Raw genomic sequence first — 16858 nt, 5'->3', positions numbered from 1 at the left:
CCTGACTTAGCCAAAGCCATAGAGGAAGCATTTAATAAGCTCTCCTTGAAGGACATCCAAAATTGGTTTACACACTGCTGTTACTGTACCTCAGCAGACTAGGAAACGCTATATCTCAGGTAATGATTTTCGCTTAATGTCCGAAATCATGCCCACATGAAGATACTTAAAGGCTTCATAACTTCTGACTTCTGGAAACAACTGTTGATACCATTGACAGTATTCATCCACGAATTTTACGGTTGGGGAAGCTTGACGACGCTCTGTCATAGGTTGGTTCTGGCTTTGAGCAGTTTTAAGCCCATTATCCTCTGCCTAGAGTGATGAAAGAGCGCTAATGACTAATAACTAATCAGATTGTGAGGAGCCTTTTTCAGTCGTGAAAGAAACCCAATCTTTTTTAAAAGTTTTTCAAAGCCGCAAGATGGCAGCGCTGTTGTTTTTGGGCTTTTCATCAGGTTTGCCTTTGTTTTTAACGAGTAAGACGTTGCAAGCCTGGATGACCGTTGAAAACGTGAATTTGGGCGCGATTGGGTTGTTTAGCTTGGTCGGTTTGCCCTACTCACTCAAGTTTATTTGGTCGCCCTTACTTGACCGCTTTATACCGCCGTTTTTGGGGCGGCGTCGTGGCTGGCTGGTACTGACTCAAGGGGCGTTATTGGTAGCGATCGCAGCAATGGCTCTGCAAAAGCCATCGCAAGCCCTGCAACTGTTAGCCATTAATGCCTTGCTGATTGCCTTCTTCAGTGCGACTCAGGACATCGCTGCCGATGCCTATCGTACTGATGTTTTAGAAGAACGGGAAATGGGAGCCGGTGCAGCGATTTTTGTTTTAGGATATCGCGTTGCTTTGCTCATCACTGGTGGTCTGGCGCTGGTTTTGGCAGATAAATATAAAATGCCTTGGGGGACGGTTTACTTGTTGATGGCACTGCTAATGGGAGTTGGGTTAGTAAGTGCGATTTTGGCACCGGAACCTATAGAACGCGATCGCCCACCCGCTTCTTTATCTGATGCCGTGAGGTTGCCATTTATCGAATTCTTTCAACGTAATGGTCAACTCCAAGGACTTTTAATTCTAGTTTTTATCGTCCTCTACAAGCTGGGTGACGCGCTAGTTAATAATATGTCTACACCCTTTTTGTTAGAGAAGACAGGGTTAAACTTCAGTCCCACAGACGTAGGTACGATTCAGAACACTTTGGGACTACTGGCGAGCATTGTTGGCATTCTTGCCGGAGGTGCAATTCTCAACAAAATCGGTGTTAATCGCTCCCTTTGGGTATTTGGCGGTTTGCAAGCGGTGAGCAATTTAGCTTACTTGATACTCGCACAAGTTGGTAAAAACTATCAGTTATTGGTACTTACCATCAACATTGAAAACTTTTGTGCTGGACTGGGAAATGCCGCTTTTGTTGCATTTTTGATGAGTCTTTGCAATCAGCGCTTCTCAGCAACTCAGTATGCTTTACTCTCAAGTTTGATGGCAGTCAGCCGTGATATTTTGGTTGCTCCAGCAGGTAGGTTAGCAGAAGTCACTGGTTGGCCTTTGTTTTTCCTGATTAGTATCGCCGCTGCCTTGCCTGGATTAGTCCTTTTGCCAGTGTTTGCCCCCTGGAATCCTCGTTCTATTCCAGATATGTCAATACCGGGACTCGACGAACAAGACGATGAACCTTATTAGTTGTAGGATAGAATGAGAAAGCTTAACAATTCTTCAACTTAGTTTTCGGAAAATTCTCCTGCTCCTAGAGCTACAAATATGGCTATCATTCGCGAATACATTGCCCCATTCCTAGCAATATTTATCTTTTTGATTGCACTGGTCGCAGTCAGCGCCAGGATATTTTTACCATCAGATATGGCAGCACCAGCACCGATTGAGGAAGTAAATCCCCAGCCGGAGAAAGCCCAGTTGCCAGCAGCAATCAGCTTCTTGCTGCCAAGCGACTCCTAAACTTAAATGCTGCCTCCAGGTTACGGGTTGCGTGAAGGGTCAGGGCTAGATCGAGCAAAGCTGCTGAAGTTTATGCAGCTGACTTACCACGAACTTTTCCCACAGCAAGATTTTTCTCATCTAGCTGAGACTGTTGAAAGTTACTTTTCTAGCAAAACGCCTCTGTGGTGGGTTGAACCTAAAGAGGATCGTCCTTCCCCTGTAGCTTGTCTGTGGCTAGGAAATGCCATAGATCAGGTTACAGGCGATCGCCATGCTCACATTTTTTTGCTCTATGTCTTGCCAGAACACCGCCGTCGTGGTATAGGGAAAGCTTTGGTAGATAGTGCCGAAAACTGGGCAAGAGCAAGAGGCGATCGCCAGATGGGTTTACAAGTCTTTCAAACCAACCAACCCGCTTTAAATCTTTACCGCCAGCTTGGGTACCAAACCCAGTCTTTGTGGATGCTCAAACCACTTTAAAGAAGACACTCCAAAAAGAAAAATTCCTCGTTCCCAGGCTCAGCCTGGGAACCCTTAAATAGAGGTGCCTACTCACACAAAATTAGCGTTACTTAACTTTTCGGGCGGCCAAAGCCTTTTGCCTGTTTCTTCCCTTTTTTAGCCTGAGAAATTCCTGAAGATGGCTGATCAGATTTCACAGAAGATGCCTGCGGCTGCTGTGGCTCAACAGAATCAGAAGGCATAAACTGCTTACCACACTCTTTGCAAACGTACCTTTGCTTTTCCTTGTAATGCCCATTTTTCCTGACCTCAGTAGCTCCGCATTTAGGACAGGTAATCTGAGACATCTCACTTTCCGCGGCTTTCTGGTCGGCTGCGGGTGAGGGTGCAACAGCAGACTCGTTCTGGTCGGCGGCTGGGTTCTGGAAAATAGAGGTAACTGCCTCAATTGCTGATGCCGCCTTGTCTAAAAGAGTAGGCTGTTGGGTTGCTTCGGGTTCATTTGAGGGCGTTTCAGGCATCTCCTGAACAACAGCATCCGCAGCAGTAGCCTCCTGAGTCGGTTCCTCGGACGCTGGAGATACAGAGGCAGGTATTTCGGCTTCCACCTTGGTCGGAGAGGATTCTACAGTAGCATCAGGCTCGTTCTGGTCGGTTTCTGGCTTCTGGAAAACAGATAAAACTGCCTCAATTGCCGATGCCGCTTTGTCTAAAAGAGTAGGCTGTTGGGTTGCTTCGGGTTCATCTGAGGGCGTTTCAGGCATCTCCTCAACAACAGCATCCGCCGCAGTAGTCTCCTCTGTTGATTGGTCTGATACTGGATCAGCCGCAGGTGTTTCGGCTTCGACCGGGGAAACTTCAACTTTTGGTGTTTCCTCAACACCGACAGCATCTGATGTTTCGGCTTCAACCGGGGAAAGTGCGATCGCATTTTCCTCAACACCCAAAGCATCCGGTGTTTCGGCTTCAACCGGGGAAACTTCAACTTTTGGTGTTTCCTCAACACCGACAGGCGCAGGTATTTCGGCTTCAACCGGGGAAACTTCAACGTTTGCTGTTTCCTCAACTTCAACAGGTGCAGAGAAAGCCTGATGGCTGAGGTCTTCTGACTTTTGCCAATCAGACACTGTAGTAGCAGGCTTCCAGTTGGGGTCAGGTTGGGGAATTTTGAATGCTATAATTTCCGGCGATTGCTTCTTTTTAGGAGTAGTCATGCGGCTAATGCGATCGCCTATATTTTCTGCGATCGCATAGGTGACTGGAAGCACCGTTGGTTTCGAGACAGCCTCCCGCACCAAGGCAGCAATGTGTTCAGATGGATCGGGGGCTGCTTCCCTTACAGGTGGCACCGTAGATGGCACCGACGACGAAAAGTTAAGCGGCGGCGGCGATGGCATCTGTGACTGGTGCGATTCGTATTGTCGCCCAAGTGCGGGTACAAACCGCATGGAACGAACCATGCGTCGATATGGCTCTAGGTGTTCTGTCACATTCCTCCCCCTGTTATCTAGCATTAAAATTAAAGGTTCTTGGTGTCGTGTACTATACCAAATTCAACTTTTTGATCGGGGTAACAAACTCATAATGTTAGTTTTCTTAACTTTCGTGCGTCTCCAGAGCAGGTAATGCTGATAGACACTAGAGGAATTTAGATCGGTAGTGATACTTTATAGAGTTATGTATGAAGACGATGATGACCTAAGCTTACTCGATCCAGAAACCGAGCTAGAAAGCCCTCTGGACAAAATAGAGCCGCTCGATACCCTGGAAGAAGCTAAGCCAGATCCAGAGGCGATGCTGGCGCTGCTGGAGGCACCGGGAACGCAGCAACGGATGCTAGCGGCGCGAGCTTTTTGCGAACTTCAGGATGAACGAGCTATTCCCCATTTGATTCGCCTGTTGAGTGACCCCTGTCCGTTGGTGCGGGTGAGTGCGGCTTATGGCTTGGGGCGCAATCCCAGTCCCAGCGCCGTAGAGCCATTGATTTCTCGGCTATCCCTTGATTGGAACGGCTATGTCCGCAAAGGCGTAGTCTGGGCTTTGGGAAATTGCCGCGATCGCCGTTCCTTAGCACCCCTCACCGATGCCTTAAAAACCGATATTTCCGCCGTCCGTCTGTGGGCAGCTAGCGGGCTAGCTCAAATGGCTGGGTTGGGCTACGAGGCTATTGTGGCATCAATTCCATGCCTAATTGAAGCCTTAAGGCAAGACCCGATCGCCGCAGTTCGCAGCAACTGTGCCTGGTCTTTGGGACAACTGTGCCGGGAAATGCCTTCTAATGCTGTCTACGGTACTACCATTGATGCCTTGATTGAGGCATTCGCAGAAGATGAAGAAATGGGTGTCCGAGAAGATGCCAAAGCCGCACTTTTGAGAGTCGGCGATCCACGAGGTCTTCAGCTGATTGAAACGATAGAACTGGAAGGGTTGTTGTAGGGGATTGGGGATTGGGGATTGGGAAGTTGGGAGAAGTTGGGACTACTGACCAATCAGCTGCAAATACTCTGACACAGATCGTTCTATGCTAAAGTCTTGCGATCGCTTTCTCAACTGGGGCGCATCAATTGGATTTTCTAGAGCAAGTTGCATCGCTTGAGCTAATGCAGTAACATCTCCCACTGGCACCAAACGACCATATTTTCCCTGTGCCAAAATCTCACTAGGGCCATTCGGACAGTCTGTGGAAACCACCTGACAACCACAAGCGATCGCTTCAATCAAAACTGTCGGCAAACCTTCCCAACGAGACGACAGCACAAAAGCAGCCGCCCGACTCATATAAGCATAAGGATTTTTCACAAATCCCGGCAGAGAAACATCGTTTTCTAAACCCAACTCGACAACCAAAGCTTGTAACTTTTTTCGCAACTCGCCTTCTCCTAAAATTAACAACCGCACCTTTTGTTGTAACCGCAAACGAGCAAAAGCATGAAGCAAAGTTGGAAAATCTTTTTGTGTTGTTAGTCGTCCAACAGCTAATAGCACAGGCGGTTGATTTGCTTGAAACCAAGGATGATCTAAAGGTGCTTGTGCATCTAGAAATAGATTGGGATCTACAACTGGGTTGTAAATCGCCTGCACTGTCCCCGGTTTCATGCTTAAATATGTTTCAAGCTCTTGCGCCATCCCTTTTGATACAGTTATCACTGCATCCGCTTGCGCGTAAAGCGATCGCCTGAATATCCTTAGCAGCGAATTGCTACTATTGGCTAGGGGCAGGTGTTCGACTAATGCTAAGCATACCGGAACGAAGGCTAAATTCCGCGCGATCGCAACAACTACATTAGTAAACACTAAGTGAGAAATTAATAAATCTGGCTTTTCTTCTCTTAAATAACGTACTAAAGGAGGTACAAGTTTTATCGCACTTTGCGTTTTGTAAGCAATTTTAGTTTTTAAATCAACTATTCTTACCTGCTTTGGAACATCTTTTATGTATGGTTTATCCAGGGCAAAATCTAATACTAAATCTGGCACATATCCTCGTATAACCAGCCCTTTTAACAAATTTATTACTACCTTTGTCATCCCCCCACCGCCAGCCGGATTCGCCAGAATAGCTATGCGTACAGGTTTAGAAATAACAGCATTCATAATTTAATTATTAGCTATCTAGTATAACCCTAGTCTTTTGTAGTCTCTTGTAGGTTGGGTTTCCCTATGGCTCAACCGAATCTTAGTATCTCATCCAATTGAAAATAGCTATAACATCCCTCTCGGAAATAGTTCCATAAGTTCTTTTGCAGTAGATTTTATTTGTCCTGGTTCTTTAACAAATCTGCAAAAAGGAATAAGTTTAGTCCAACTCTCATGAAATCCTTCATTCTTGTAATAAGAATTAGGCAAAAATATATGAGGAATGCCCAATATAATACAAAGAATATGACCGTGCAAGCGATTGGTAATAATTAGACGATGTTGATAAAATTGATAAATTCCACTATGGATAAAACTCCACGATTTGCGATGAATAGCAGAATTATACATCCCGTTGAATTTCGAGATATATGGATGGGATTGTTGCCATTTTTGCCGGGATATCCAGTCGTCAGGAGTTTTTAAACCTCTTTGCCAGAATTCTCGAACAAGTGTAGCTATACTTTGATTAAATTTAGAGTCTGGATGTCCATACACCCACTTGAATGAAACCCAGTCTTCTACAACTAAATTTGGTATAGCGATCGCATCTGGAGAAAATTTCTCATTCAGCTCTCTGTCTTGTCTGTAGAGATATAATATTGAGTCTTTAGGTTTATAATTTAATTGTAACCCAGGCATTCCCAGCATTTCAAATGCCATGTCAGGCGCTTTAATTACCTGAGCGTTACAGAAATTCTCAATAGCGATTTTATGGCTATAATTATCGCGAGTAAATAAAATTAAATTTGGATGCTGGTTAATGACTTCCGCTGACCTTTTTAAGTTATCTGGATTAGCAAAGTATATGCTTTGAGGTAAAATTATAATTGGTTTATCTTTGTATTGAGTAATTATTTTTTCTCGAAACTTTTGTATATTAGACCAGAGATCACCAAAATTACCGCCACCACTGAGGAAAATAGGAGCATTTCCAGCCTCTTTTTCCATTGCTTCTCCAGAAAAATTTGTAAGATTGGCGACGTATTTAATTTTTGTCTTTAAAATATCATTTAAGTAAAGTATAGTCCCCATCCATATGAGATGGTCGCCTAGATTTAAGTAGTTAGGATAGTCTAGTAAGGCACACTCTTCAAATCTTTCTAGTTTAGCCAAGGATTTATGCAGAATATCTTTAAGGTTTTCAGGAGGGGAAACATTCATATATGTATAATTTTTGTTGAGGCACTACGCTTTGATATCGCTGTCAGGCTGGCTGGCACTTATTGTAGATGGTTTTGGTTTAATTACTAACGAATAATATAAACCAATAAAATTTAAGTAAAAAATATATTTAATTTTTTGAATTAAAAAAATATTACTTTTAGCTAAGTAGGCAGGCTTGATAGTTAACAGATTATAATATAGTAGAGTTCAGAAAGCTTTGTATCGTGTAATTCCCGTTAAACAACAGTTATTTTTTCATAATGGTTGACTTTACGGTAGCAATCTGTACTCACAACGGAGAAAATCGATTACCAGAAGTTTTGGAAAGACTGCGATCGCAAATTCATACAGAGCAGATTTCCTGGGAAATTCTTGTAATCGACAACAACAGTACTGATCGTACAGCAAAAGTTGTTCAAGACTACCAAGCTAACTGGTCTTCAGCTTATCCATTAACCTACGGTTTTGAACCTCAAAAAGGACTGGCATTTGCCAGACAACGAGCCGTTACCGAAGCTAAAGGCAGATTCATCGGGTTTCTCGATGACGATAACTTACCGAACCCTGAATGGGTTGCAGTAGCTTATAGTTTTGGTCAGGAGCATCCAAAAGCTGGAGCCTACAACGGTTGCATCAAGGGTGACTTTGAGGTTAATCCTCCTGAAGATTTTGAAAAAGTAGCCTGTTTCCTAGCAATTGTAGATCGCGGCTCAAAAGCATTTATATATGAACGTTATAACAAAATGTTGCCTCCTGGTTCAGGATTAGTCGTCCGCCAGCAAGCATGGCTTGAAAATGTACCTAGCCAACTTATTCTCAAGGGGAGAGTGGGGGAATCCATGTTAGCTAGTGAAGACTTAGAAGCACTCTCATATATTCAGAATGGTGGTTGGGAGATTTGGTACAACCCACAGATGCAGATTGCTCATAAAATTCCCCATTGGCGAATGGAGCGAAACTACTTAATCTCTGTTGTACGCGGGATTGGCTTAGCTCGACACCATATCCGCATGATTCGGCTAAAAGTTTGGCAGAGACCTTTTGCTTTTCCCATCTATATCATCAACGATTTGCGGAAATTCATCTACCTGTTCGTCAAGTATCAAGTAGTTCAAAAAGCAGATATTGCTGCTGCTTGTGACATAGAGTTTTCACTGAGTAGTTTAATCAGTCCTTTTTACCTGTGGAGTCAATCTTTGAAGACAAGAAAGTAGGGTGGAAAGAAACCACCCTACTTTCGCTGGTTGAGTGATAAATCAAAGATATCTCTTGCCCAAACCGCCCTCACCCCAGCCCTCTTTTACAGGGAGAGGGGACAAGATTCGGATTGACTCCCCTCTCCCTGAGGGATAGGGATTGGGGGTGAGGGCGATAGAGTTTTGTCAATCAATCACCCTACATTAGATTCGCTTGCTTGAGAAATAATCTCAAAAAATTAGGGCAAGAAACATACTTCTGCTTCTCACCCCAATTATATTTAATTTAATTTGCTTGAGAATTCAAAACTAGCTAGCTTGGCTACGTTTGCGACGACGAGAAGCAACTAACAACCCACCTACAAGTCCCAGACCAGCAAGAGTTGTTGGTTCAGGAACGGAAGCTGAAGCTGTTTTGGCTCCTGCTAGAGCAAAGTCACTGTATCTGTAACTTGTTCCAGCTTCCTGGGGAGATGTCAATACAATGCTGGAAACTGCTGTATTTCCGAAAGGATTCAGAATACTGTACAAGCCGCCGCCAGACTTATTAGAGGGGCTTAATGCGGTGACTAACTGCTCTATACCGTTCCAGTTCCACTGAGCCTGAGTAGCACTAAGAACCTTTAGGGTTCCAGTAAACCCACCTGCTGTAACTTGAGCAACTTCATTGAGGAAGTCGCCGAACTCGCCTTTCTTGTACAGGAAAGACAAATCGAGGGATTCAAATATTGTAGGTTTCTCAACCGATAAGGTGAGGGTTTCGCCGAAGTCAGTTTCTTGCTGACTTCCAAGATTTGCTTTGCTGGAATCGTTGTATACACCTACACCCTTGACTCCATTAACTTCTTTCTTGGTCAGTTTCGCACCACCGGAAACCGGGTTAGTTGCACCAGCTGTAAGTGTAATCCCGTCAGCAGTGGTGCATGAAGAAAGACTAGAAGCAGAAGCCGTATTGTTACCGAGATTCTCCAGGGGAACAGCCGCGCAGGTTCCCAAATCAGCGTCGGAATTAAAGTTAAATGCTTGGGCGGGAGCTACGGAGAGCGCGAGGGCGCTGCTAGCGAGTAAACCAACGATAGTTGAAGCTTGCTTGAGTTTCATGAGGTTCTGTTTGAGGATCGAGGTGGTTTTCAAGATTTCAATCTCCGCATATTTAGCGTTTGAGTTGAGTGACTATTTTTTAGTAGAACCGGGCAAGTTGCTTGAGTGTTAAAGATGATTGTCTTGGAAACTACTTAAGCACCTGATGGACGAAACTCAGTTATCTAAGGGATCACTCTAGCTTTGAATTCTCAACTCAGTAGGTCGCGTAAATAAGCTTGATTGCTTTTGTTATTCTCACTATAGGGGTTACTACTAGAGGTTGGCAAGAATGCGGAGGTAACTTCACTTACTCTTCAAGATGTTTCGTACTTTCGGGAGATTTTTATAAAGTTGGGGTAAAAGGAAGATGAAATAAGTCAATATTTAATTATTTAAATTTTCCTTGTTTGGGAATAAATAAATCTAATAAAAATATCCGTCAAATTACTGATGCTCAAATCATATTTTTTCGGAAAACACTGAGATATTTGCTTGACAAGTAACTGTAATTAAAAATTTCTATGGGAAAATACTTAATTAGATAGGCGCAAAAACAGGCGAAGCACTTGTAGGCAAGCTTGGAGATTAAGCTCTGGTTAACTTGGTAAATGCTTCGCCCTAGCTGTGAAAATAAACTTTTTTAGGTTAGTATACGCTTGCTCAAATCGATGCGATCGGCAACACTACAAACGCTATTAGACAGGCTAGGAGACGGATTTTAAAGAAGTTTTGGCTTCTTCGGCTACTTGCTCGACTTGATCATTTGCCAAAGCTTCTAGTGTGGAGCGTGCCTCTGTGCCGCCTAGCCTGTGGAGCGCCTGTACTACTCGGTAGCGGATTTGCCAGTCTGGATGGGTAGCATAGGGAACGATGAGGGAAACTGCTCGCGGATCTCCCAGTTCTCCTAGTGAGGAGATAGCAGCTGTTTGTACCAGGTCGTTATCGGAGGTGAGGGCTTCTTGTAATAGGTCAAAAGCTCGCTCGTCGCCCATTTCCCCCAAGGCGGCAATAATGCTGAATTTGACGAGCCATTCTGGGCTTTGCTGGTAAACTTGCTGCAAGTCTAAGAAGGCATCTTTTAGCTTCAGCGCCCCCAGCGCATCAGCAGCAGCAGCTTGTACGTCGGCTTCAGGGTCGTTGAAGAGGCGATCGCGTAATATTGTTAAACTTTTTTCTAAATCTTGGTGTCCCAGCGTATCCATCTGGCTGACAGCTGCATATCGAACTCTGGTATTGCTGTCAGTAACAACAGGTTGAATTAGTTCAAATGCGATCGCCACTTCCAACTGGCGCAACTGGTTAATCGCACGGATGCGATCGCCAAAATTATCTGAACCCAGCAATTCTTTAACAGACTCAGGGGTAATGCTCATTATTATTTGTTGTTAGTCGTCGATGTTTGAAGGTTGGATTAAAACGTTGGGTAGGGATTTTACTTTCCTACTCTTAGGGTGAGTAATGATAGGTACTACATTTCTGCCGCCATTGCCCGCACAATATCCCCACGAGTCAGGATGCCAATCACTTGCTCTGATTGATCAATCACTGGCAAACGGCGCACATTTCGCTCGTGCATTAGCGCGGCGGCTTCCCGCAAAAATTTATCAGGTGCAATTGTAATTGCATCAGAGGTCATTACTTCCCCGACTGTTTGCCCCAGCGCCTTATGCAGTTCTCGTTCGTAAGTGCCTGGGTTTTGCAGATAAATCACACTGTCTAGAAACATGATGTAAGCGGGGGGAGTCGCCCCGGTTTCTTGCCACATCAAGTCAGTTTCTGAGATTACCCCCACCAATTTTCCATTTTCATCCACCACTGGCAGACCGCTGATGCGTCGTTCTGCCAGGATTTGGATAGCCTCTTTGAGAGGCGTGTCAGTCCGCACCAAAATAGGGTCGCGGCTCATAACGTCGGCTACAGTTTTCGACATAAGTGGCTCACATCTGTCACAGGATGGGTAGCTTCATTGTAGGGAATTGCGGGGATCAATAGCTATTAGCAAATTCTGTTTCGCAGTAGGCGCAAAGGATATGGGTGCAGTTAGCGATCGCTCCCAAATGAGCAATCTCGTAACCGTGCGTGTTTTGCGTCGCAAAGGAGAGACAAGCTGCACGCGCAACATGACCGAACTTCATCGCAATTGAGGCATCGCTGCCAAAACCACTCAACGTCGCCAATTGCACCGGAATAAACAGCTTTTGTGCTACTTGCCGTATCTGCCAATTCAGCGTTTCATCATAGATGCCATAGCCATCCTGAGAAAGCAGCACTGGTGCTACTCCGTCTGCAACTGGGTATTCCGGCGACAATGGGCAGATTTCCAAGGCAATCAAAGCATCTACGTGCTGCTTCTGGGTAAAGTACATCGCGCCAATTGCGCCGACTTCCTCTTTAGCAGAAGCCACCAAATAAACATCAACTGCTGGCTTTTTTACAGTTTCCGCCAGCGCCAACAAAATCGCCACAGATGCCTTATTATCCAGCGTATAACTGGCAATCCAATCCTTCATTCTGACCGGGCGCTTGCGATGCTTCCCGACTACCATTCGGGTTCCCGGTCGAATTCCTGCTGCTTCTAGTTCTGGGAGACTGCATTTAGTTTCCACCCAAGCATCTTCCCAACGCACCGGAGTATCTTCTTGCTGGGACTTTTGGGGGGATTCATGGGAAATGTGACGCGATCCAAAAGAGAGAATTCCGGTAATCGTTTGCTCGTCTCCGAGTAAGTCTACAGCGCCTTCGCCATAAACCCAAGGGAAAGAGCCTCCAAGACGGCGAACTTCTACCCGTCCCTCCTTGCCAACTTGTTTGACGATGCCACCAATTTCGTCTTTGTGGGCGGTGATAGCGATCGCTTTTTGTGGATTTTGTCCCGCAATCTTGGCAATTACATTACCTGCACTATCCTGCCAAACTTCTACGCCAGCCGCCTGAAATCGCCTGATTAACAGCTGGTCAATTTCTCCCTCAACGCCGCTGGGAGAATGGTGCAGCACTAATTCTTCAATCGTTTGGAAAAGATTATCGTAATCCAACAAAGTCATGCTTACAAGTAAAAACGCCTGACAACTAAAGTCAAGGGCGAACAAACAAAGCCTGGATAGTGCGCGGCCTTTATTCTAGCCGTTGCGTTGACAGGCTTTGTTTTTGGAGCATCGCGTTGCCAAAAATGGGATGCTTCTACCCATTTACCATTTATACTTCAGTCGCCCCTACTCTGACTTTTTTGTGTTTGCCTTTCAACACCGAACCAGCACCTAAAGCACCAAAAGCTAATATACCCAGCGCCGAAGCCGGTTCTGGAACGCTCTTTCCAGGTTCGGTTGGTGTTGTCAGCCTTGAATAGGCTAATTCACCCAGTATCTTATGAGTTGCAGTTGACGGATGGATCTGATCCCAAAACAAATACTCGTTAGGATTCGTACATTGAGGGTTGAATAAACAACGGTCAGTGACATTCGTGAAATTATATTTTGCTGGATTAGCGATCGCGTCATTAAATGCCGAATTAAAATCCAGGGAAATTAGGTTAACATCGGGCGCTAAATCGTCGCTCAAATTATCCAGAGTTTTGAACAAACTGGAGTTATGTTTTTTGGTTAAAGCGTTGAGCCTATCAGCATCCGGAGTTCCGGAGGTTAGTGGCAATCTGCCCAAATCTGGCAAGTTAACTACCATAATATTTTTAGCTTCCAGTGCAGCCAGGGATCTAACCGCAGAGGTTATGTTTTCGATGGTTTTGTCAGGTTCTGTATAAGGCTTAAAACTGCTTTGTGTAGGCAAGTAATCATTAGGCCCAGCCAACACTATATAGAGAGCATTTTTGTCAGCAGTCTGAGAAGCTGGTATCAGACTGGAAAAAAATCCAATCTGTTGCTGCAATCCTGGTAAAAGAGGAAAAATAGTGTTATCAGTTCCTGTGGTAGCACCGCCGACAGCAAAGTTTATGCCTTGAATTGGCTGAGTACCCAAAGTGGGATCAGTGGACAGAGTCAAGCTTAAACCTAAATCTTGGGCAAGATAATCTACCCATACCGGGCCATTGGAGAAACGTCCATTAGAGTAGAAAGGGCTAGGAGGAATGATTGGGATATTGGGATTGCTTGCGTTTAGACCCGTGGAGGCATTGAAAACATTACCCGTGTCCGAGATACTGTCGCCAAATACGTAAAGCCCGCTAAATAATGTTGCTGCCGTTGCCTTCAGCGGCAACATGAAAGATAAGAGGAAAAATCCTGCGGCGAGAATTTGTTTTTGCATAGTCATTTTCCTGCCTTTATTTTCTGCTGATTTTTAAATCTAAACCTTTTTCTGTGTATTTGCACACAGTAAATACATAGTTAGTGTGAATCTTCTGTAAAGTTTTTGCTAATTTCAGAAAAAACCGGGGTAGCGAAAAGATTACGGAGATCGGTCACGCCTAAGCTTTTAAAACGAAACCCAGCACACTTACTGGGTAAAGCTATAGCAGTCCTAAATGATTCGTGAAGGCGAGATACCCGACTTCTCTAAGAAGTCGGGTATCTGAAGGGCTGGCTCAAAACTCTGCCGAGGATTGCTATATAATCCCTAAACAAATTGTGGAATATATCTTTCTTTGTAGCGCTCCCTCATCACGAGAGCGACAGGCTATGAGAGTTTGTCCTACAGGTTAGATAAGAAGGGTTGATTATACAGGGACTAATTTATTTAGGAATAAGTTGCTTCTGGGTATTAAGATTTAAGACAAATGGTACAATTATTAACTAATTGTGATTAGCAACCTTACCGACAAGATAACTATTTAATTGGATTTGATAATATGGCTTCGATGCCCAACTACCGCCCTAAACAAATGTCCTTGGGGCCTTTGGAAAGAGAGATTTTGAGTATCATTTGGGAACTTGGTTCTGCCACCGTAAAGGACGTACACGAACGCATTTTGGCAGATCCTGAGCGAGAGTTAGCTTATACTTCAGTCACAACGGTACTGCGTCGCTTGACTGAGAAAGGTTGGCTTGCTTGTGATAAAAAAGAACGTACATTTTCTTGGCGAGCTTTAGTTTCTCGCTCCCAGGCGCAGGTAATAGAAGCTCACGATCAGTTACACAAATTTTTGGCAGTGGGAAACCCGGATGTAGTCGCCGCCTTCGCAGATAGTCTCGACTCTGCCAGTTTAGAGCAAATAGAAGCGATCGCGCTTCGTCTGGCGGCTGCACGTCAAGCTAGAGAGGAGTAAAAGTAATGCACTTAGTGATGATTCTTTTTGCGCTCTTGTTGGTTTGGTTTCTGAGATGGCGATGGTCTTATCCTGTAGGAAATTGGCAAGAACGTTGGCAAACAGCGCTTTGGTCATTTCTGTTTGGGCCACTGTTACTAATCATGACAGCGATCGCGCTGCTGTGCATGGGTGCCAACGGACAAATGGGGGGGTTGCAAACCGGATGGTTCAGCTATTCTCTGGCTCTAAGCTTTCTAGGGTATGCTGTCGTTTTATGCCTCAAATTAGCCATTGAGGGATGGCGTTCTGTGCGACAAACACGCACTTATCCCCAAATCGAACTTGATGGCACAGTTCGTTTTCTCGACGCAAACGTTCTATTTAGCGCCCAGGTTGGTTTCTGGGAACCGGAATTAGTCGTTAGCCGGGGATTATTGGAAATGTTGGATACGGAGCATCTTGATGCTGTAATTGCCCACGAGCAAGGACATTATTATTATCGGGATACCTTTTGGTTTTTCTGGCTCGGATGGATGCGATCGCTTACATCTTTTCTACCGAATACAGAAAGTTTGTGGCAGGAACTTTTGCTTTTGCGCGAACTACGAGCCGATAGATGGGCGGCACAAAAGGTAGATTCTTTAGTGTTAGCTGAATCTCTGCTTTGGGTGGGAAGCTGTCCACCGATTCAATCGGAGAATTTCTGTGCTGCTTTCAGTTCTGTGGCACCACCAAATCGTTTGATGGAGCGTATAGAAGCGCTTCTCTCACAAGAACCATTGCCACGATGCCCTAATAATATGTGGACTTGGAAGTGGTTAGTTTTGGCGTTTCTGCCTCTGGTTACTTTGCCATTTCACACATAATTTGTAAGTAGTCATATCAAATCCGGTTGATTACCTAAAATAAAATAACCCCTCCCCGCTATCGGGGAGGGGTTTCGGGTTCCAGAAACCTGAAAATATTCAAACGCCAACTGACAACAAACTACTGACTAATGACTAACTAATTGACGACGCGAGGAATACAACACCAATTGAAGATATAACTAAACCAGCGAGTTGCAGAAAGGATAAACGTTGAGTGTTAAATTTCTGGGTCGCCGCACTACCAAACCGGAAAGCACCAAAAGCAACGCCATACTGAATTAAAGTAAAACCTAGCAAGTAGGCAAATAACTCAGTCATCCCAGCACCGATAATCGCCTCACCATAAGCGTAACCGTGAAATAAACCGGCGATCGCACCCAAAACTATCTGTAAAATCCAGTTAGGTTTATTTTGTTTTACCAGCATCGCCCCAAATGCGATCGCGCTAACAGCAATAATTATCTCTGTTACTGGTAAATCAACGCTCAGTAAATGAATCCCAGTTCCTACCATTGCTGCTAGAACAAATCCCGCTGGTATCAGTGCGCCCTGCACTTGGCCAACCGCCAGTAACCCAATAGCAATCACAAAAGCAAAATGATCCAAGCCAATCAGCGGGTGCGCCAGCCCTGAGAGGAACCCTTCAAAGAAATTAGAAGGTACGTTACCGCCCATAGAATGGTGAGCGTAAGCAGGCTTTTGGGCAATTAAACAGCCAACCCCGATTAAAGCAGCGACGCTTATGTATCTTGGCAGTAGCTTGAAGAAATTAAAGGGTTTAATTTTAGTCATAATCTGTACCTCGCAGATGTATCAAATTCTTTACTGTTGATTGGTAATTGGAATTGGCGATTGGGGAAGAGGAAAAATTCTTACCCAGTCCCCAGTTCCTAGTCCCTAGTCCCTAGTCCCCAGCCCCTTTATCTCCCATCGGTGGGCATTCTGACTTAGAGGCTGTAACTAATGCCTCATCACAGCTGCGGGACAGCGCCGGACTTGCACCGAACTTTCCCCTTAACTCTGGTGGCTGCTCCTCACCAGAACCGATTGAGCAGAGCAATCATATCACTTCAGGGTTGGCATTTGAAAAAATGTCTGTAAAATTAACTGCAAAGGCTACCAGCGCGAACAAACTTTATTTGAAGAGTGAGCGAATATGTGCCTAAGTGATCCCAACTCTTGGAAAATCAATGAGAGGATGTTTGAAAAGTTCCGAGGGGTCAAATTTTATGCCAGTTGCCTCACCATGATCCGGATCATGGCAAGGTAGATCAATGTCTCCGATGTTTCTGGCAATAGCTCATAA

16 protein-coding genes, 1 pseudogene and 1 riboswitch are annotated in these 16858 nt (G+C 44.8%); of the genes and pseudogenes, 7 read left to right on the top strand and 10 right to left on the bottom strand.

The features are described from left to right. Positions 1–111: 111 nt before the first annotated feature. A pseudogene (locus NDI42_RS26865) lies at positions 112–270 on the bottom strand (IS701 family transposase); the annotation flags it as partial. A 109-nt stretch (positions 271–379) separates the two neighbouring features. On the opposite strand from NDI42_RS26865, the gene NDI42_RS26860 reads away from it, so the two are divergent. From NDI42_RS26860 to NDI42_RS26850, 3 genes are all read left to right on the top strand, one after another. Next, positions 380–1684 carry an AmpG family muropeptide MFS transporter gene (locus tag NDI42_RS26860; protein ID WP_190456135.1) on the top strand — a complete coding sequence of 435 codons (1305 nt, stop codon included), beginning with the start codon at positions 380–382 and terminating at the stop codon, positions 1682–1684. 78 nt (positions 1685–1762) lie between these two features. Further along, on the top strand, positions 1763–1957 hold the full coding sequence (locus NDI42_RS26855; protein WP_190456133.1) for a DUF8624 family small hydrophobic protein: 195 nt from the start codon (positions 1763–1765) through the stop codon (positions 1955–1957). Positions 1958–1963: 6 nt separating this feature from the next. Continuing rightward, positions 1964–2419 carry a GNAT family N-acetyltransferase gene (locus NDI42_RS26850; RefSeq protein ID WP_190456131.1) on the top strand — a complete coding sequence of 152 codons (456 nt, stop codon included), beginning with the start codon at positions 1964–1966 and terminating at the stop codon, positions 2417–2419. Between the two features lie 92 nt (positions 2420–2511). On the opposite strand, the gene NDI42_RS29010 is transcribed toward NDI42_RS26850, so the two are convergent. After that, positions 2512–3891, bottom strand: a complete 1380-nt coding sequence (locus NDI42_RS29010) for an IS1/IS1595 family N-terminal zinc-binding domain-containing protein (RefSeq protein WP_190456129.1) — start codon at positions 3889–3891, stop codon at positions 2512–2514. A 187-nt stretch (positions 3892–4078) separates the two neighbouring features. Here NDI42_RS29010 and NDI42_RS26840 point away from each other — a divergent pair, with 187 nt between their 5' ends. Beyond that, positions 4079–4837 carry a HEAT repeat domain-containing protein gene (locus tag NDI42_RS26840; protein WP_190456127.1) on the top strand — a complete coding sequence of 253 codons (759 nt, stop codon included), beginning with the start codon at positions 4079–4081 and terminating at the stop codon, positions 4835–4837. Positions 4838–4879: 42 nt separating this feature from the next. On the opposite strand, the gene NDI42_RS26835 is transcribed toward NDI42_RS26840, so the two are convergent. Next, positions 4880–5995: a glycosyltransferase gene (locus tag NDI42_RS26835; protein WP_190456125.1), complete on the bottom strand. Its 1116-nt coding sequence runs from the start codon at positions 5993–5995 to the stop codon at positions 4880–4882. A 108-nt stretch (positions 5996–6103) separates the two neighbouring features. After that, positions 6104–7201: a polysaccharide pyruvyl transferase family protein gene (locus NDI42_RS26830; RefSeq protein WP_190456124.1), complete on the bottom strand. Its 1098-nt coding sequence runs from the start codon at positions 7199–7201 to the stop codon at positions 6104–6106. Between the two features lie 263 nt (positions 7202–7464). Here NDI42_RS26830 and hpsE point away from each other — a divergent pair, with 263 nt between their 5' ends. Further along, complete coding sequence (hpsE, locus tag NDI42_RS26825; RefSeq protein ID WP_190456123.1) at positions 7465–8418, top strand: hormogonium polysaccharide biosynthesis glycosyltransferase HpsE; 954 nt, start codon at positions 7465–7467, stop codon at positions 8416–8418. Positions 8419–8709: 291 nt separating this feature from the next. Here hpsE and NDI42_RS26820 read toward each other — a convergent pair whose 3' ends face one another. From NDI42_RS26820 to NDI42_RS26800, 5 genes are all read right to left on the bottom strand, one after another. Beyond that, the gene (locus tag NDI42_RS26820; protein ID WP_348231786.1) at positions 8710–9534 is read right to left on the bottom strand and encodes a PEP-CTERM sorting domain-containing protein; all 825 of its coding nucleotides are present in this window, start codon (positions 9532–9534) and stop codon (positions 8710–8712) included. Positions 9535–10187: 653 nt separating this feature from the next. Then, positions 10188–10856 (bottom strand): phycobilisome degradation protein NblB, encoded by a 669-nt coding sequence (gene nblB, locus NDI42_RS26815; RefSeq protein WP_190456120.1) that lies wholly within the window; start codon positions 10854–10856, stop codon positions 10188–10190. A gap of 95 nt (positions 10857–10951) precedes the next feature. Continuing rightward, positions 10952–11413, bottom strand: a complete 462-nt coding sequence (locus NDI42_RS26810) for a CBS domain-containing protein (protein WP_190436315.1) — start codon at positions 11411–11413, stop codon at positions 10952–10954. A 55-nt stretch (positions 11414–11468) separates the two neighbouring features. Then, positions 11469–12527 carry a M42 family metallopeptidase gene (locus NDI42_RS26805; RefSeq protein WP_190456118.1) on the bottom strand — a complete coding sequence of 353 codons (1059 nt, stop codon included), beginning with the start codon at positions 12525–12527 and terminating at the stop codon, positions 11469–11471. Positions 12528–12678: 151 nt separating this feature from the next. Further along, entirely contained in the window at positions 12679–13743 is a 1065-nt protein-coding gene (locus NDI42_RS26800) for an SGNH/GDSL hydrolase family protein (protein ID WP_190456116.1), read from the bottom strand. A 541-nt stretch (positions 13744–14284) separates the two neighbouring features. On the opposite strand from NDI42_RS26800, the gene NDI42_RS26795 reads away from it, so the two are divergent. Continuing rightward, a complete protein-coding gene (locus tag NDI42_RS26795; protein ID WP_190425258.1) occupies positions 14285–14701 on the top strand; it encodes a BlaI/MecI/CopY family transcriptional regulator in 417 nt (138 codons plus the stop codon). Positions 14702–14706: 5 nt separating this feature from the next. Then, positions 14707–15549: a M56 family metallopeptidase gene (locus tag NDI42_RS26790; protein ID WP_190456115.1), complete on the top strand. Its 843-nt coding sequence runs from the start codon at positions 14707–14709 to the stop codon at positions 15547–15549. Positions 15550–15684: 135 nt separating this feature from the next. On the opposite strand, the gene NDI42_RS26785 is transcribed toward NDI42_RS26790, so the two are convergent. Next, on the bottom strand, positions 15685–16344 hold the full coding sequence (locus NDI42_RS26785; protein WP_190456113.1) for a HupE/UreJ family protein: 660 nt from the start codon (positions 16342–16344) through the stop codon (positions 15685–15687). Positions 16345–16467: 123 nt separating this feature from the next. Continuing rightward, positions 16468–16615: riboswitch (cobalamin riboswitch) on the bottom strand. Between the last annotated feature and the right edge of the window lie 243 nt (positions 16616–16858).

Source organism: Funiculus sociatus GB2-C1 (assembly GCF_039962115.1).
GTDB classification, from domain to species: domain Bacteria; phylum Cyanobacteriota; class Cyanobacteriia; order Cyanobacteriales; family FACHB-T130; genus Funiculus; species Funiculus sociatus.
This window is presented reverse-complemented; position numbering and strand designations above follow the sequence as displayed.

Excerpts from the sequence above, each read along its gene's own strand:
- hpsE (WP_190456123.1), top strand. The coding sequence starts at position 7,465 with ATGGTTGACTTTACGGTAGCAATCTGTACTCACAACGGAGAAAATCGA.
- NDI42_RS26795 (WP_190425258.1), top strand. The coding sequence starts at position 14,285 with ATGGCTTCGATGCCCAACTACCGCCCTAAACAAATGTCCTTGGGGCCT.
- NDI42_RS26790 (WP_190456115.1), top strand. The coding sequence starts at position 14,707 with ATGCACTTAGTGATGATTCTTTTTGCGCTCTTGTTGGTTTGGTTTCTG.
- NDI42_RS26830 (WP_190456124.1), bottom strand. The coding sequence starts at position 7,201 with ATGAATGTTTCCCCTCCTGAAAACCTTAAAGATATTCTGCATAAATCC.
- NDI42_RS26855 (WP_190456133.1), top strand. The coding sequence starts at position 1,763 with ATGGCTATCATTCGCGAATACATTGCCCCATTCCTAGCAATATTTATC.
- NDI42_RS26850 (WP_190456131.1), top strand. The coding sequence starts at position 1,964 with ATGCTGCCTCCAGGTTACGGGTTGCGTGAAGGGTCAGGGCTAGATCGA.
- NDI42_RS26840 (WP_190456127.1), top strand. The coding sequence starts at position 4,079 with ATGTATGAAGACGATGATGACCTAAGCTTACTCGATCCAGAAACCGAG.
- NDI42_RS26805 (WP_190456118.1), bottom strand. The coding sequence starts at position 12,527 with ATGACTTTGTTGGATTACGATAATCTTTTCCAAACGATTGAAGAATTA.
- NDI42_RS26810 (WP_190436315.1), bottom strand. The coding sequence starts at position 11,413 with ATGTCGAAAACTGTAGCCGACGTTATGAGCCGCGACCCTATTTTGGTG.
- NDI42_RS26835 (WP_190456125.1), bottom strand. The coding sequence starts at position 5,995 with ATGAATGCTGTTATTTCTAAACCTGTACGCATAGCTATTCTGGCGAAT.
- nblB (WP_190456120.1), bottom strand. The coding sequence starts at position 10,856 with ATGAGCATTACCCCTGAGTCTGTTAAAGAATTGCTGGGTTCAGATAAT.
- NDI42_RS26785 (WP_190456113.1), bottom strand. The coding sequence starts at position 16,344 with ATGACTAAAATTAAACCCTTTAATTTCTTCAAGCTACTGCCAAGATAC.
- NDI42_RS26800 (WP_190456116.1), bottom strand. The coding sequence starts at position 13,743 with ATGCAAAAACAAATTCTCGCCGCAGGATTTTTCCTCTTATCTTTCATG.